The 16,097-nt window shown below is 55.3% G+C and carries 13 protein-coding genes; 2 read left to right on the top strand and 11 right to left on the bottom strand.

The features are described 5' to 3' along the window. Nucleotides 1–20 precede the first annotated feature (20 nt). From astB to ACPXSQ_RS04930, 4 genes are read right to left on the bottom strand one after another with little or no spacing between them, the layout of a single operon-like run. The gene (gene astB / locus ACPXSQ_RS04945; RefSeq protein WP_426143012.1) at nt 21–1,346 is read right to left on the bottom strand and encodes an N-succinylarginine dihydrolase; all 1,326 of its coding nucleotides are present in this window, start codon (nt 1,344–1,346) and stop codon (nt 21–23) included. Beyond that, the gene (gene astD, locus ACPXSQ_RS04940; protein ID WP_015700435.1) at nt 1,346–2,812 is read right to left on the bottom strand and encodes a succinylglutamate-semialdehyde dehydrogenase; all 1,467 of its coding nucleotides are present in this window, start codon (nt 2,810–2,812) and stop codon (nt 1,346–1,348) included. The genes astB and astD overlap by 1 nt, the downstream gene beginning before the upstream one ends. Continuing rightward, complete coding sequence (gene astA / locus ACPXSQ_RS04935) at nt 2,809–3,840, bottom strand: arginine N-succinyltransferase (RefSeq protein WP_014593580.1); 1,032 nt, start codon at nt 3,838–3,840, stop codon at nt 2,809–2,811. Before astA ends, astD begins: the two co-directional genes overlap by 4 nt. Beyond that, a complete protein-coding gene (locus tag ACPXSQ_RS04930; protein WP_072138003.1) occupies nt 3,837–5,057 on the bottom strand; it encodes an aspartate aminotransferase family protein in 1,221 nt (406 codons plus the stop codon). Before ACPXSQ_RS04930 ends, astA begins: the two co-directional genes overlap by 4 nt. An 887-nt stretch (nt 5,058–5,944) precedes the next feature. Between ACPXSQ_RS04930 and ACPXSQ_RS04925 the strand changes: the two genes are divergently transcribed. Beyond that, complete coding sequence (locus ACPXSQ_RS04925) at nt 5,945–7,024, top strand: porin (RefSeq protein ID WP_426143009.1); 1,080 nt, start codon at nt 5,945–5,947, stop codon at nt 7,022–7,024. 428 nt (nt 7,025–7,452) lie between these two features. Here the strand turns inward: ACPXSQ_RS04925 and ACPXSQ_RS04920 are convergent, their stop codons facing one another. From ACPXSQ_RS04920 to ACPXSQ_RS04890, 7 genes are all read right to left on the bottom strand, one after another. Continuing rightward, nucleotides 7,453–8,925, bottom strand: coding sequence for a YchO/YchP family invasin (locus ACPXSQ_RS04920; RefSeq protein WP_105087517.1), 1,473 nt, complete (start codon nt 8,923–8,925; stop codon nt 7,453–7,455). Nucleotides 8,926–9,063: 138 nt separating this feature from the next. Further along, nucleotides 9,064–9,858, bottom strand: coding sequence for a glucose 1-dehydrogenase (locus ACPXSQ_RS04915; RefSeq protein ID WP_013025553.1), 795 nt, complete (start codon nt 9,856–9,858; stop codon nt 9,064–9,066). A 12-nt stretch (nt 9,859–9,870) separates the two neighbouring features. Further along, on the bottom strand, nt 9,871–10,938 hold the full coding sequence (locus ACPXSQ_RS04910; protein WP_029569929.1) for an ABC transporter permease: 1,068 nt from the start codon (nt 10,936–10,938) through the stop codon (nt 9,871–9,873). A 17-nt stretch (nt 10,939–10,955) separates the two neighbouring features. Continuing rightward, entirely contained in the window at nt 10,956–12,482 is a 1,527-nt protein-coding gene (locus ACPXSQ_RS04905) for a sugar ABC transporter ATP-binding protein (protein ID WP_064352570.1), read from the bottom strand. A 10-nt stretch (nt 12,483–12,492) separates the two neighbouring features. Then, nucleotides 12,493–13,104, bottom strand: a complete 612-nt coding sequence (locus ACPXSQ_RS04900) for a DUF2291 family protein (protein WP_013025550.1) — start codon at nt 13,102–13,104, stop codon at nt 12,493–12,495. Between the two features lie 45 nt (nt 13,105–13,149). Then, nucleotides 13,150–14,085: a D-ribose ABC transporter substrate-binding protein gene (locus ACPXSQ_RS04895; RefSeq protein ID WP_014593574.1), complete on the bottom strand. Its 936-nt coding sequence runs from the start codon at nt 14,083–14,085 to the stop codon at nt 13,150–13,152. A 54-nt stretch (nt 14,086–14,139) separates the two neighbouring features. Further along, nucleotides 14,140–14,934: a GolD/DthD family dehydrogenase gene (locus tag ACPXSQ_RS04890; RefSeq protein WP_013025548.1), complete on the bottom strand. Its 795-nt coding sequence runs from the start codon at nt 14,932–14,934 to the stop codon at nt 14,140–14,142. Nucleotides 14,935–15,276: 342 nt separating this feature from the next. Between ACPXSQ_RS04890 and ACPXSQ_RS04885 the strand changes: the two genes are divergently transcribed. After that, a complete protein-coding gene (locus ACPXSQ_RS04885; RefSeq protein ID WP_013025547.1) occupies nt 15,277–16,089 on the top strand; it encodes a DeoR/GlpR family DNA-binding transcription regulator in 813 nt (270 codons plus the stop codon). Nucleotides 16,090–16,097: the final 8 nt, after the last annotated feature.

Here is a 16,097-nt window from a genome sequence, read left to right as displayed (position 1 = left end):
CCCTCATGGCAGCGCCTGCTTCACTGCTGAAATGCATACACATTTCCTAAGTCTAGCAGTCTGGTCAATTCATCAAGGGCAACCCGCCCTTCCTGCAGCAATTGCGGATCGGTTAAATCGTCTTGCGTTAGCCTGTCGCGGTAGTGACGGTCGACCCACTGGTTGAGCATGGTGAACAGGCGATCGTTCATCAGTACCGCAGGATTCACCGCCCGTTGCTCATCTGGCGTTAACACCACGCGCAGACGCAGGCAGGCCGGTCCACCGCCATTATGCATGCTTTCCCGCAAATCAAATACCTGTAATGACTGCAACGGTCCATCGCGTTCTACCTGCTCGCTCAGGTAGCGCCATACGCCAGGATGCTGGCGGGACTCTTCAGGCAGCACCAGCATCATGCTGCCGTCGGCACGGGTCAGAAGCTGGCTGTTAAACAGGTAGGTGCTCACCGCATCCTGCACGGAAACCCGGGAGGTTGGCACTTCAAGCGCGACAAACCCCGGAACACATTCGTGCAAGCGACGCAGCAAAGCGGGCTGATCGACAAATGCCTGCTGATGGCAGAACAGCATTTGCTGATTGCTGACCGCAATGACATCGTTGTGGAAAACGCCCTGATCGATGACCTCCGGATTTTGCTGAGCAAAGATCACCTTGTCGGAGGCAAGCTGATGAAGACGGGCGACGGCTTCGCTGGCCTCGCGGGTTTGTCGGGCAGGATAACGCTGCGGGGTCGAGCCAGACTGGTTATCACGACCGTAAATAAACAGTTGTACGCCAGCATCGCCATAATCGCCGCCCAGACGATTATGGTTGGCGGCGCCTTCATCGCCAAACAGCGCGACCTGAGGCAGCGCATCATGCACGGAAAAATGGGCCGGATCGCGAAATATGGCCCGCAACAGCGCCGCCGTTTCCGGGGCTTCAATCGCGCGATGAAATTTATTATTGAGGTTGGCAACGGTAAAATGCACACGACGATCGGCGCTGTCGGCAGAAGGCGAAACCGTGGCGGCATTTGCCACCCACATCGCCGAGGCTGAACTCGCTGCGGACAGCAGCGCCGGTGCGGTTTTCCCTGCTTTTTCCAGCACCTGTGCGTCGCTGCCGCTAAAGCCCAACTGAAGCAGCACGGCGATATTAGGCCGCTCATGGGGCGGTATCACGCCCTGAACGAATCCCATATCGGCCAGGGCTTTCATTTTCAACAAGCCCTGCTTTGCCGCCAGGCGCGGGTTCGACGGCTGTCGCTGGTGACGCGTGGAGGCTTCGTTGCCAAATGACAAGCCCGCATAATGGTGAGTCAGTCCGACCAGACCGTCGAAATTCGCTTCAATCGCTTTCATTAACGGGCTCCTTGCGGCGAGAAGTCGAGGCCCGGCGACAAGGCTTCAGGAAGGCTAAGCTCAGGTGATTCCAGCGAGGCCATCGGCCAGGCACAGTAATCCGCCGCATACCACGCGCTGGCACGGTGGTTGCCCGATGCACCAATACCGCCAAAAGGTGCCGTGCTGGCGGCGCCCGTCAGGGGTTTATTCCAGTTCACGATCCCGGCCCGCGCTTCCAGCAGCAGTTGTTCAAACTGTGCACGCGAGGGCGAAATCAAGCCGCATGACAGACCATAGCGCGTCTGGTTGGCCAGACGAATTGCCTGAGGATAATCGTCATAACGGATCACGCCCAGCAGCGGCCCGAACACTTCCTCATCAGGCAAACCGTCCACCGCCGTCAGATCAATAATCCCCGGGGTTAATAATGCCTGTTGGCGATCGGGCCAGCGCATCGCCAGCAGCACCTTGCCGCCCGCCGCGACGCGCTGCTGCCATTCGGCATAAATTTTTTCGGCAGCGGCGCAGGAGATGACGCTGCCCATAAAAGGTTGGGGACTGGCGTTCCAGGCGCCCGGCTGCAGCCTTCCTGCCACCTCGATCAGCCGCTGCAGGAAGGCATCGCCTGCGGCACCGCGCCTGACCAGCAAACGTCGGGCGCAGGTACAGCGCTGACCTGCGGTAATAAACGCCGACTGAATCGCAACATGCACCGCGCCCTCAATATCCGCCGGATCTTCAACGATCAGTGCATTGTTACCGCCCATTTCCAACGCCAGCATTTTTTCCGGCTGCCCGGCAAACTGGCGATGTAACTGATAACCGGTATGCGCGCTGCCGGTAAACAGCAGCCCGTCAATCTCCTGTTCCGCCGCCAGCGCCTGACCGGTTTCACGGCCGCCCTGGACCAGCCCGATGACGCCGGCAGGCACGCCCGCCGCCTGCCACAGCTGCACTGTTTTTTCTGCGGTCGCAGGCGTAAGTTCGCTGGGTTTAAACACGACACAGTTTCCCGCCAGCAAGGCCGGCACGATGTGCCCGTTGGGCAAATGTCCCGGAAAGTTATAGGGGCCAAATACCGCCAGCACGCCATGAGGACGATGACGCAAGGCGCTGTCGCCCTGCTGCTGTTCCCCGGTGCGCTGATGATAGGCCTTCACTGAAATACCAATTTTATTGATCATTGCGGTGACTTCGGTCAGGGCTTCCCAGCGCGGCTTGCCCGTTTCCTGCGCGATACACTCGGCCAGGGCCGTTTTATGTGCCTCAAGCTCTGCCGCAAAGCGTTCGACCAGGGCCTGACGCGCGGCAAACGGCTGTCTCGCCCATGCCGGAAATGCCGCCCGCGCCGCCTGGCAGGCCGCGCTCACCTGCGCCGTTGAGGCCGCTGAACCTTGCCACAGGATTTCACCGCTGACCGGATCCTGTTTGGAAAAATGCACCGACTCGCCATTGAGCCAGTGTCCGTTAATCAGGTGCGTCATGCTTTTTTCTCCTCGCTCCACAGCGTCACGACGCGCAGGCTGTCGCCCGGCTGGCAGTGTAACGCCTGCAGCTGTTCATCATTGAGCTGAACACTTTTCGCCATGGGTTCGACAGGTAAAAGTGCAACACGAAACTGGTGATAATCGCTATTCGCGACTAAACAGAGCGGCGCATCCTGTGGCGCATCCCCCCGTTGAGCCGTCAGTACCCGGCTTTCGCGCACCGCACGAATGTCGTCGATATCGCACTCCAACGTCGGGCCACCATCGAAGATGTCGATATACTGGCGATAGCGAAAGCCTTCGGCTTCCAGCACCGCACGCGCGGGGGCCGTTTTGGGATGTACCTGACCAATAACGGCCTGCGCTTCTGGCGTCAGATAGTGCAGATAAAGCGGGTGCTTGGGCATCAGTTCGGCGATAAAGGCTTTTTGCCCGGTGCCACTCAGAAAATCGGCTTTGCGAAATTCCATTGAAAAGAAGTGAATGCCCACGCTGTCCCAGAACGGTGAATGCCCCTGCTCATCACTGACGCCGCGCATTTCGGCAACCACCCGCTCCATAAAGTATTCGCGGAAGTTCGCCATAAACAGAAAACGGGATTTCGACAGGAGATAACCGTTTTTGCCATCGCGGTAATCGGCATCCAGGAACAGCGTGCAGAGTTCGCTGCTGCCGGTATGATCGTTACTCAGCGATAAGGTCGGTAATGCGGCGTAAACGTTCAGCTCTTTCGAGGCGTGCACCTGTGTTCCTACACGAAAGTTATACCAGGGTTCCTGCAGCCCAACCGCAACCTCAATGGCGCAGATCCCCACCGCACGATTATCCTGGCTGTCGGCCAGTACAAACACATAGCCCTGCTCGGCCCGCGGCAAACTGCCCTGCCAGGTTTGCAGCGATCGCTCAATTCGGGCCTGTAAGGTGGCGCTGTCAACCGGCAACGAGGTCAGCCCGCCGCCCGTTTTCGCCGCCAGTTCCATCAGTTGGCTGAGATCGTCCCGTTCGACCGGACGGATCACCATCATGATGCCTTTCCTTGTAGCAGGTGTTCACACGCCTGGGCAAAACGCGCCATGCCGATCTTCACTTCCTGCTCGCTGATGTTGAGCGCAGGCGCGAAGCGCACCACGTTGGCTCCGGCAATCAGCACCATGACGCCATATTCCGCGGCGATAAGGTTGATCTGTTTCGCCTTGCCCGCAAAGTCGTCGCTGAGCACGGCACCGATCAGTAACCCCAGTCCACGCACCTCTTTAAACAGGTGCAGACGCTGATTAAGGTCGTTAAGCGCCGCGACAATCCAGTCATGACGTTGCGTAACACCGGCCATCACTTCAGGCTGGTTAATCAGTTCCATGACTTTTCCGGCCACTGCGCCCGCCAGCGGATTGCCGCCATAAGTCGTTCCGTGGGTACCTACGCCCATGACCTGAGCCAGATCCTCGCGCGTCAGCATCGCCCCAATAGGAAACCCGCCGCCCAACGCTTTAGCACTGGTTAGCACATCCGGCGTCACGCCATAGTGCATATAAGCATAAAGCGCGCCGGTCCGGCCCACGCCGCTCTGCACTTCGTCGAAAATTAACAGTGCATCATGTTTATCGCACAGTTCACGCAGCCCACGCAGGAAGGCGGGTTCGGCGGGCACGACGCCGCCTTCCCCCTGAATGGGCTCGACAATCACGGCGCAGGTGCTGTCGTTGATCAGGTCTGCCGCAGAGGCAAGGTCATTAAAGGCGGCGTGCTGAATGTCCGCAGGGAGCGGCGCAAAATCCCGCGAATAGGCAGGCTGGCCACCCGCTGAGACCGTAAACAGCGTACGGCCATGAAAGGCATTCTTAAACGCCACGATGCCGCTTTTATGCTGCCCGACTCTGTCGTGTGCCACTTTACGGGCCAGCTTAAGCGCCGCCTCGTTAGCCTCGGCACCGGAGTTACAAAAGAAAACCCGATCGGCAAAGGTGGCATCAATCAACTGCTTCGCCAGGCGTAAAACGGGTTCATTGGTGTAGCCGTTGCCCGTGTGCCAGAGGCGTGAGGCTTGATCCTGAAGTGCCTGCTGGAGAGCAGGATGCGCATGCCCGAGCGCATTAACGGCAATACCCCCGGCAAAATCGATATAGTCTTTTCCCTGCTGATCCCAGAGGGTTGAACCTTCAGCACGGACGGGTACAAAGCTGGCGGGTGCATAAACGGGCATCATCCATTGATCAAAATCCTGACGCGAAACCTGCAGTGACATAGCCCTTCTCCTGTTCCCCAGCGGGTAACGTATTTGTATGTTAATTGTTAAAAATATAATAAATCTCGCCCTACTCTAGTTTGCAGATAGCGTGCCAGCCAAGGACTAAAATGCATAAAACAAGCTGGGTTTAGTAATATCAACAGGTTACGAAAGGCCACCATTCACTTATTTTGCATAAATAGTGAATAGTTATCTGACAAAGGCGGGATGGCAGAGCTTTTTAAAGCAGAATTATGCATTTGCGGGATGAAATATCGCTTTTGTGATCGCTGATAAACTATCTGCTCAAAATAGTGCAGCAACCGCCTTAAATCAGGGCAGTTGCACGGCTGTCGTGCAGAGGAGGATAAGTATTAGAGATAACGTTAATGCGACAGACATGATTTTTATCGGCGTAATTTAAAAAAGTGATAAAAAAATACTCACCCTCTCAATTTAAATATATTTATATGAAACTGGTAATATTGTTTCGCAGGTTATCATCAGAGCGTTAATAAATTACCGATCGCCGATTTAATTATCACTAAGCAACCTAATGGTTAACCATCAAACCTGTTTTGTTCATTTATTGCACGAGGTGTGTTGATTATTTAGACAGAAAGGCTAGCAATATCATTTTTTTGCCATATTGCATTTCCCCTTTCTATAAAAATCACTAATCATCTGTTTTATATGCTTTTCTTGCATTTACATTGCTGGCAGGGTCATAAGAAAAAGCACTGACAGGTAGCACCATCGCCGCCAGACTGGCTTGATTGGGATTTAGTTCCTTAAAATACACAATTAGTTACACTTATTGCGCTAGGCTGAATTAACAATTTGTGTCATTTTCTTTTCACCCCAACAGAGGGGAAATAATAATATAACCACAGGGTAAATAATAAATGATGAAGCGCACATTAGTGGCGGCATTAATGCCGTTACTGATCGGTCTGTCTACTGCTCAGGCCGCACAGATTTATAATAAAGACGGGAATAAGCTGGATATTCAAGGCAAGGTTAACGTATTGCGTTATTTTTCCGACGATAATAGCAACAACGGTGACGCCAGTTATGCACGTTTAGGTTTTAAAGGTGAAACCGCGATTACCGATCAACTCACTGGTTACGGTTTCTGGCAGTACCAATACAGCCTGAAAAACTCTGAAGGTAGTGATGCTAACAACGGTAACAAAACCCGTCTGGGCTACGCCGGTCTGAAATTCGGCCAACTGGGTTCGGTGGACTACGGCCGTAACTACGGCCTGGTTTATGACGCACTGGGTTATACCGATATGCTGCCTGTGTTTGGCGGTGATTCAGCGAACTCTGATGCGTTTTTAAGCCTGCGTTCGGGCGGCCTGCTGACCTGGCGTAATAAAGACTTCTTTGGTCTGGTTAAAGGCTGGAACGTTGCGGCGCAGTATGAAGGCAAAAACGATCGCACCAGCACCACTGATCCAGGCCTGGAAGTGCGTCGCTCTAACGGCGATGGCTTTGCCCTGTCTACGTCCTATGACTTTGATTTTGGCCTGAGCTTTGTGGGCTCCTATGCCAGCCTGAATCGTATTGCAGCGCAAAACACTGCAGCCTTCGGTCGGGGTGATAAAGCACAACTGTGGGCAACAGCAGCCAAATATGACGCCAATCAGATCTATCTGGCAGCCATGTACGGTGAAACCCTCAACGCGACTCCAATTAACGGTGGTTTTGCGAATAAAACGCAAAACATGGAAGTTGTGGCACAGTACCAGTTCCTGAACGGCTTCCGACCCTCTATTGGCTACGTCGCCTCGAAAGCGAAAGATCTTGAAGGAATTGGCGAGGCTGATCTGTACAAGTATACGGCAGTTGGTGCGACCTATTACTTTAATAAAAATATGTCAGTGTATGCTGAGTACAAAATTAACCTGCTGAAGAAAAACAACCCGCTGGGTCTGGCAACAGACGACATTACGGGCGTAGGTATGACCTACCAGTTCTAATCGTTTACCCTCATTGCAAAACGGCCCGGCCTGTGTCTGACGGGCCGTTTTTTCATCCGCCAGCCTAAGCCCGATCTTCCCACTCACACTTCAAACCCCTTTAACAGCGCCAACGCTGGGAGTGAGAAATCACGTCGATGTTCAACAGCCTGCGGGTTCAATAATCACCCGCGCTGTCAGTTCGCGGATAAGATTTTCGATGATGTCAGCGCGTGCACTTCCGTCTGAAGATATCGCCACAATCCCGAACGGGATCGGTAAAAGACACAAAATGTCGCCTCGAGTCTGACTCGAGAAGGTGAATACGTCTGCGCATCCAGGCTGGCAGCAAGAAGAATCAAGGCCACCCAGTAACCGCCATTTTGAAAAGATCGCAGGCACTTTCCCGCACGACAACATACTCTCCCTCTCTCGCTCTGTAACCTTGCTTATTCGCTAAAACTCAGGCTGTTACTGGACGAGGGCATCTGGACAGCACCGTCAACCGCGGGCTCATCCATCGACAATGGCGCTTGCACTTTCAGGGTGATCCAGTTTGAAGTGACGCGCTGCTGTTTACTGTCTTCCACCGTGACCGACAGACGGTACTCATTGCTGGCGCCCGGCGTGCTGTCCCAGGGGGGAACGATCACGCTCCAGCCATCAATGGCATTATTGTTCGGCGGTGATGTCAGGCTCAGTGCATGAGTATCGCCCTGCCAGCTCAGCGCCTTAATGCTATGACTGGCGCGCAGTTGCAGCTTGAGCGGTACGCTCTCACCGGGATTAAGCTGCCACGGCGGCGTCGCCAGGAATACAGACAGCGTTTTACGCTGCCTGTAGGCCATCACCGGGTTTTGGCTGCGCGTCACCGTGTCGTAGCGGCTGCCCCGTAGGGAGCGCGCTTCCGCGACGTTATTGGCATCCAGCTGCTTGCTCAGCGCGACCCCAAAGCGGTAATTGAGTTTGAGGCCAAGCTGATCCTGGCTCTCTCCGGCACTGCTGGTTTTGTGGCTGGCCGAAATGGTCACCAGCGGCACGGGCGTATAAGACAACCCCAGCGAGAGCGCCGCCGGGTTATGGTAACGGTTGCCGCTGTTAAACAGGTCAACCTTTTCCCCCAGATATTGCTGATAGCTGAATGATACGCCCAGCTGACGATAGAACGGCAAATAGCTTTGGGTGGTGATGTCGTAACCTTCGGCCATGCGGGACTGCTGGCTGTCACCGCGATTACGCCATCCGGACAAGGGATGATAGTAGTTAGCAGAAAAGCGCAGATTGTTGCTCCAGGCCTCAGTGCCCACCGAGGCGCGCTGAAGTCCAGTGCGAAAGCTGCGATCGATAAAACTGTTGTACCCCAACAGCCAGTTGCCTGCGTCCCAGCGCTGACCCAGCCCGGCATTACCAACAACGCCTTCAACAGAGTCGTGCAGCCCAAGCTGACTGAACGTAAGGTAGCGATTCTCATCAGCCAGCGGGCTGAACAGATTGCCGCCGGTGCCGTCAAAGTTGCCGGCCATGTCCACGTTTAAGTTGAACTCGGCGTTGCCATAAGGCGACAGTAAAGACTGCCCTTCACTCTCAACCCGCGTCGCCACTTCGTCGCGCAGTCGGTCAAAAGCCCACTGCCCGGCCTGCTCGCCCAGGGTCAGATCACTGCTGCTTTCATTGGCTTCCGCAATACTTTTGGCCGCCTTCGCCAGCTTTTTGCTCCAGTCATGGTTATCTTCGACGTTGCCAAGAGAAGGAAGATCGTCCAGTGACTGGCGAAAACGCGTGGGATCGCTAAAAGGGGTTTCCGACACCTGATGATCCGTTTGCAGCGCACCGGCGGGCAGCGCCAGAAGCGCAGTCAGAGCAGCGAGAGAGAAAGTCACAGGTCTAAACATCAAATCATTACGTCCGGGCATAAAAATCATCAGGTGGTTTCTCAACGAGAATGATAAAACCAGCGCTAATTATTTTAGCATAATGTGACCCAGATTCATGACTTGACTCGATATTTGTGCATCTGTGAGCCACCTGGCCGCCTGTCGCGGCCAGACAACCCGCTTGTTTCAGGAAAAAATTAGCCCGCCATCAACATTAACGGTTTGTCCGGTAATGTAGCGCGCATCATCCGATGCCAGAAAGGCGACCAGCCCGGCAACGTCCTGTGGCTGCCCGGCACGTTTAAGGGGAATGTTCTCTACCCATTCCGCCATCAGCTCGCCTTTACCATAGGTTTTTTGTTGCGTGCTCAGAATTTCGCCCCAGACGCGATCGTTGTAGTCCCACATTTCGCTTTCGATGATGCCAGGGCAAAACGCATTAACCGTGATATTCCAGCGGGCCAGCTCCAGCGCCAGACTTTGCGTAATGCCAATGACGCCCATTTTGCTGGCAGCATAGTGCGGCGTGTAGATAAATCCTTTACGCCCCTGCCCTGAAGACGTGTTAATCAGGCTGCCGCCGTTTTGCTGCACCATGTATTTAGCTGCTTCACGACAGCACAGCCAGACGCCCGTGGTGTTCACCGCCAGCACCCGTTCGAAATCGCTTTTGGGCATATTCCCGAAGGTATCAATCGTGATAATGCCCGCGTTCTGAACCGAAACGTCAATGCGGCCAAAGCGCTCAAATGCCTGCTGATACACCTGCTGCACGTCGTTCTCATCGGTTACATCCGCCTGCAGGGCCAGAATCGCGTTGGCGATGGGCCGCAGGCTGTCCGCCGTGGCAAAAACACGTTCAGAATTGGATACCATCACCAGGTTTGCGCCGTCCTGGGCAAACCTGGCGGCAATGCCTGCGCCGATACCGCGACAGGCGCCGGTGATGACAACCGTTTTCCCACTAAAATCCCGGTTCATTGTGTTCTCCTGTTATCCATGACGAATGTCAGCATGGGGCACCGCCGGCGGCTGCTTATCATGGCGGCGCAGTAGTATCACTTTGCTTTGTAAACGCTGCTGGAACTGGTCGATCACCACGGCGGTGACAATCACCACGCCCTTGATCACCATCTGCCAGAAATCACTGACGCCCATCATCACCATGCCATCGGCCAGGAAAACAATCACGAAGGCACCGATAATGGAACCCGACACGCGGCCACGGCCGCCTGCCAGCGCCGTGCCACCCAGCACCGTGGCACCGATGGCATCCATCTCAAACATGTTGCCTGTCATGGGGTGCGCGGTCTGCAGCTGAGAAGCCACCACCAGCCCGACTAATCCGGCACACAGCCCGGAAAAAGCGTAAACAAACACTTTGACTTTGATGATGGGCACCCCCGCCAGCCGCGCCGCCGACTCATTGCCGCCGGTGGCATAGATATAGCGCCCAAGCGGCGTTTTCCGTGTCAGGTACAGGCCAAGGAGTAAAAAGCCGATCATCAGCCAGATGGGAATAAAAACCCCCAGTACGGTGCCGGAACCCAGCAGTGCGAAACCAGTATTGCCCAGCGCGGGCATACCAACCAGATTGGCGTAGGTGGCGCCATCGTTAAACAGCAGCGCTGCGCCACGGGCCACATACATCATGCCCAGCGTACAGATGAAAGGGGCAACGCCGAGGCGAGTAATTATCGTGCCGTTGACGATGCCCACCAGCGTGCCAAACAGCGCGACCGTGAGGATCACTTCCGGCACATTAAGAAACAGTCGCGCGCCATTCCACAGCGGCACGCCCGACGTCAGTAACGCGCCCGCCACCATGCCGCAGATCCCGGCGACGGCACCGACAGACAGATCGATACCTCCGGTCAGGATCACCAGGGTCATGCCGATGGCCAGCAGCCCGGTAATCGCCACGTGCTGGGTCATAATCAGCAGGTTCGACGGCGTCAGGAAATTAGGCACCATCACGCTAAAAAAGCCGACCACAATCAGCAGCGCAATAAAGGTACGCGCCTTGAGTAAGTACATGTACAGCAGATATTTTTGATTCATCTTATTCTCCGGCAACCTCAGGCTTGCGGGGTGGATGCACTAATCAGTTTTTCGCGCGTTGCAGCGGCACGGGGCAAATCGGCAGTAATACGGCCATCGGCCATGACCAGAATCCGATCGGCGAGCGCCATGACCTCATCCAGTTCGGACGACGAAAACATCACCGCCAGTCCCTGCTGCGCCAGTTTGCCAATCAGGTGATACACATCGGTTTTGGCCCCGACATCAATGCCGCGGGTGGGCTCATCCAGCAACACCACCGCAGGTCCGGTCATCAGCGCTTTTCCCAGCACCACCTTCTGCTGATTTCCGCCGCTTAATGCGCTGATAGGCAACTCGCTGTCGCTGACTTTAATCGCCAGGTGCTGAATCATTTCATTGACACGCTGCCGTTCTTTGTCAGGGTGCACGATGCCCAGCGCCCGGCGAAAGCCGCGCAGGCTGAGATTCGACAAGGTCATATTGGCGCTAATCGACATCAGCTCGATCACGCCTTCACCTTTACGATCCTCCGGCACCAGCGTGATGCCGCGCTTCAGTCGCTGCTGGAAACTGCAGTTGTCCAGCCGCTGTCCACCTAACTGAATCTCCCCACGCTGACAAGGCAGTAACCCGGTTAATCCCTTAAACAGCTCTGTTCGTCCGGCGCCCAGCAGGCCATAAATACCAATCACTTCGCCTTTGCGCAGGCTGAAACTCACCGCATTGAGCCGGTAGCCACCGTTCTGATGCAGTGCGGTGAGCCCCGCCACCTGCAGCACCGTCTCCCCCTGCGGCGCGGGTTGATAGTCGAAGTGCTTTTTCTTGTCGCCAACCATTTGTTCAATGATCCAGGGCACGCTGACGTCGCGCACCTCACGCGCGGCGATGAAACGCCCGTCCCGGAAAACCGTAATGTGGTCGCCGATCTCCATTAGCTCTTCCAGCCGATGGGAGATATAGATAATGGTGACGCCGCGTCGCTTGAGCTGTTCAATGACGTTGAACAGCACTTTAACTTCCGACTGACTCAGGGCGCTGGTCGGTTCATCCATAATCAGCACGCGCGTATCCTTCGACAGCGCGCGGGCGATCTCGACCAGCTGTTGATGACCAATGCCCAGCGCATCCAGCGCAGCATAGGGATCGACGTCCAGTTCCAGCCGTTCCAGCAGTGCTTTGGCCAGCTGATACTGATACTTTTCGTTGATGACGCCGCGCTGGAAGAACTCATTGGCGATAAAGATGTTGTCCATCACGTTCATATTCGGGAACAGGTTCAGCTCCTGAAAGATAATGCTGATACCCAATTTTTCGGCCTGTTGGGTGGAGTGAAGCGTCACAGGTTTGCCATCCAGCAGAATCTCGCCTGACGATGGGGTTTCCACCCCGGCCAGCATCTTCATCATGGTGGATTTGCCGGCACCGTTTTCCCCGATGAGCACATTGACCTTGTTGCGATAAACCCGGTAGTTAACCTGATCCAGGGCGGTCACGCCGGGATAAACCCGCGACAGGCCGCGCGTCTCAATAATGACGTCGTCTTGCTGTTCAGTAACATGCATGATCACCTCCTCACTGACGCGTGATCTGGGCGGGCGTAATATCGGGTAGCGCGTGGGGAATGTCCCAGCTGCTAAAAACGCCGACCACGTCAACCCGGTCGCCCGGTTTTACGGCGGCGTTATGTATCATGGTGACCGCCTGCTGATTGATGGCTTTACCAAAGTCGCTAAACATCACCTGATCGTTAAAATCCTGATAGCTGGCCCCTTTGTAAGCATCCCGCAGCGCCGTCCCACGGATGATGGGCCCGATCTGAATAGTGACAGTGTCACCTGATGCCGCTTTAACTTTCATTTTGCCGTTACGTGAGGTGGTATCCAGCGCCGTGACTTCCCCACTCACGCTGACGCTGAATATGCAGGGATTCTCGCTCTGCGCCCGGTAGCCCAGGGCGCGACAGGCGCTGTCCAGATCCTTCTCTGACTGCAGGCGCTGAGTGAGCTCGCCCAACGGCTTTGCCTGCGCCACGATCTGTGGCACCAGCTTCTGCTGCCAGAGTTGCCCGATATTGGCCATGTGAGGATTCGGGGGATTCTTGAGGTCGGCCAGTTCCTGCTGCGACACAATACGACAGCTACCCAGTGCCATCACGATCGGTATCAGCCAGAGTCGGTTGTACATGACATTCTCCCTGGCGCCCGTCAGTACGGGCGCGACAACAATGGATTACGACTTGTAGTTAAAGTCCTGTACGTTTTTTGCATTGTCCGGTGTGATCAAAATGCCGCGAAACATCACGCGCTGCTTCTCAGGCTTCACGCCTTTCTGGATGTAATTATCAAGATCGGTTACGCCCTGAGCGGCAATGGCCTGCGCCTGGAGCATCACGGTGGCTTTTAACGTTCCGGCCTGCACCGCATCGCGTTCATCGTTACTGCCATCAATGCCGACGACCACGACATCATTGCGTCCGGCCGCTTTCAAGGCGGCAATGGCGCCTAACGCCACCGGGCCGTTACCACAGATAACGCCTTTTACATCCGGGTGAGCCTGCAGAATACTGTCCATGATGCGCTTGCCGTCGATCAGCGTGCCTTTGGCATCCTGACGCGCGACGCTTTGCATATCCGGATACTGTTCCAGCACCTGATGGAAGGATTTCGAACGGGTGACGCAGTTATTGTCGGCGAGGTTGCAGGTCAGCTCGGCGTATTTCCCTTTTTCTCCCATTTTCTCAACAAACACGTTGGCCACATCAGAGCCCGCCTGGAAGTTATTGTGGGTAATCTGTTCCAGCGCCACGTCATCTACCGGAATTTCACGGTTGATCAGCACCACCGGAATACCGGCCTGTTTGGCTTTTTGGATGGCCGCCACGCTGGCCGTGGAATCCGCGTTGTCCAGGATAATGCCCTGCACTTTTTTGCCGATAGCCGCATCAATCAGCTCGTTCTGCTTCTTAACGTCTTCACCGTGAGAGAGCACCGAGGTTTTGTAGCCCAGCGCCTGAGCTTTCACGTTGGCGCCCTTGGCCTCCGAGGCGTAATAAGGGTTATCCAGTGAGTTAACCAAAATCATAATGGTGCCTTTTTCAACCGCCAGCGCGGTGTGAGAAAACAAACAGGCGGCAAGCGTGGTGCAGAGCAACGTCGTTTTTTTCATGGTGTGTCTCGCTATTAGGGTGATGGCAGAGGAAAACGAAGCCTGGCGGTGGCCTTACCAGATGGTAAAGCCACCGTCGATCATCAGGTCGGCCCCGGTAATCATGTCGCTGCCGTTGCTGGCAAAAAACAGCACGGCGGCGGCGATCTCGTCGGTGTAGGCAAAGCGGCCTAACGGGATCAGTTTTTTCATTTCGGTGCCCTTCTCACCGCGCCAGGCTTTTTCCCCCATCGGGGTCAGCACCACAGTGGGCGACAGGGTGTTCACGTTAATGCGGTGCGGAGCAAACTCTTTCGCCATCACTTTGGTCATGCCCAGTAACCCGGCTTTGGCGGAGGTATAAGCAACGTGGTTGTCGATAGCGATGGACGCCGCCTGAGAGGCGATATTGATGATCTTGCCGCCGTTGCCCGCCTTGACCATCTGCTTGCCCGCAGCCTGTGAGCACAGAAAAGGCCCGGTCAGGTTCACGGCGATCTGCTTTTGCCACTCGGCAAAATCGGTTTCCAGCACGGGCTGAAGCATCACGTAGCCGGCACAGTTCACCAGAATGTCGATATGACCGTAGTGATCAACAATGGCGTCGAACGCCTGCTCAACGTCGGCAGGATCGGTTACATCGCAGCAAATAAACTGCACCTGTCCGGCCAGGGCTGCGCGCGCACTGTCGACCTTATCCGCTTCAAAGGGCGGATAAAGCAGCGCCAGGCTCGCCCCTTTCTCCAGCAGCATCTGATTACTGGCCATGGCGATGCCGCCCAGCCCGCCCGTCACCACGGCCACTTTGCCGCTCAGATTCATTGTGGTGTCTACGCCATAGCGCAGGTTAACGTCATATTCACCGCTCATCCGACTGTCCTCTCTGGTATTTTATTTGCCGCATTCATTTTCGAACAAAAATATAAGCTATCGAATTGATGGTTAATGTGGCTAAGATCAAATTTCACAACACTGCGTGCCTGGCGGCGTGATTCGCTTCAAAGCGCGTGATCCCGGTTGCAAACCGCCTGAGTAATATGGATTGTGTTGCTGTCGCGAAGGTGAAAGGGATAAAGCATGGCGCATATTGACTTTCGAACGAAAATAAACATCTTTTCATGCTGACTCGCAAAGGCGAAATCTGCGGGTTAAACTCTGCGACAACGCGTTATCGCTATAAGCCCGATGCGATTAAAAGAGGGAGCGTTTCGATTGAAAAGCAAGACTGAGCAGCTAGCTGAAATGCAGCAGCGTCGTGACAAGATCCTGGAGATGATTCGGGAGGACGGGACGGTGACGGTGAAAGCGCTGACGAAAACGTTCGGGCTGACCGAGGCCACGCTGCGAACCGACCTGCGGATGTTGCAAAAACAGGGTTTCGTGCAGCGCTACCACGGCGGCGCGACCCTGATGACCGGCAAACAGAATACCGGCCTGCTGCAGCTGGAACGTCAGACCCACATGGAAGAAAAAGACGCGATTGGGCGCCTGGCTGCCCAGCATATCGAAAACGGTGATACGGTGATTTTCGATTCTGGCACCACCACCACGGCTATCGCGGATGCCATCAGCCACATCCGGCGTTTATCGGTAGTGACCACCGCCGTGAATATCGCCCTGAAGTTGGGTGGCGAGCCCGGGATCAATGTGCTGCTGACGGGCGGGACCTTTAAATTTCCGACGCTTTCAACGTCCGGAGACAAGGCCGCCAGCTTCTTTGAAAACGTGCTGTCAGAAAAACTGTTTCTCGCCACCGCCTGTATCTCGCCACGGCTCGGCCTGAGCTTTCCCAGCGAAACCGACATCAAAGTAAAAATGGCGATGATCAAATCCGCCAGCACCGTCTACGTCGTGGCCGACTCCAGCAAGATTGATAAGGTCTCGATGTTTGCGCTGCCCTGCGACTGGAGCCACATCCACTACCTGATTACCGACAGCGGGATCAGCCAGGCGCACATCTCCGCGTTTGAGGCATTGGGCGTTAAGGTGCTGGTTGCGCCCTTACCCGCTCGCCGCGCCCCCTGATGTTAACG

It is taken from the genome of Pantoea sp. EEL5, from assembly GCF_049892805.1.
Lineage (GTDB): Bacteria > Pseudomonadota > Gammaproteobacteria > Enterobacterales > Enterobacteriaceae > Pantoea > Pantoea ananatis.
This window is presented reverse-complemented; position numbering and strand designations above follow the sequence as displayed.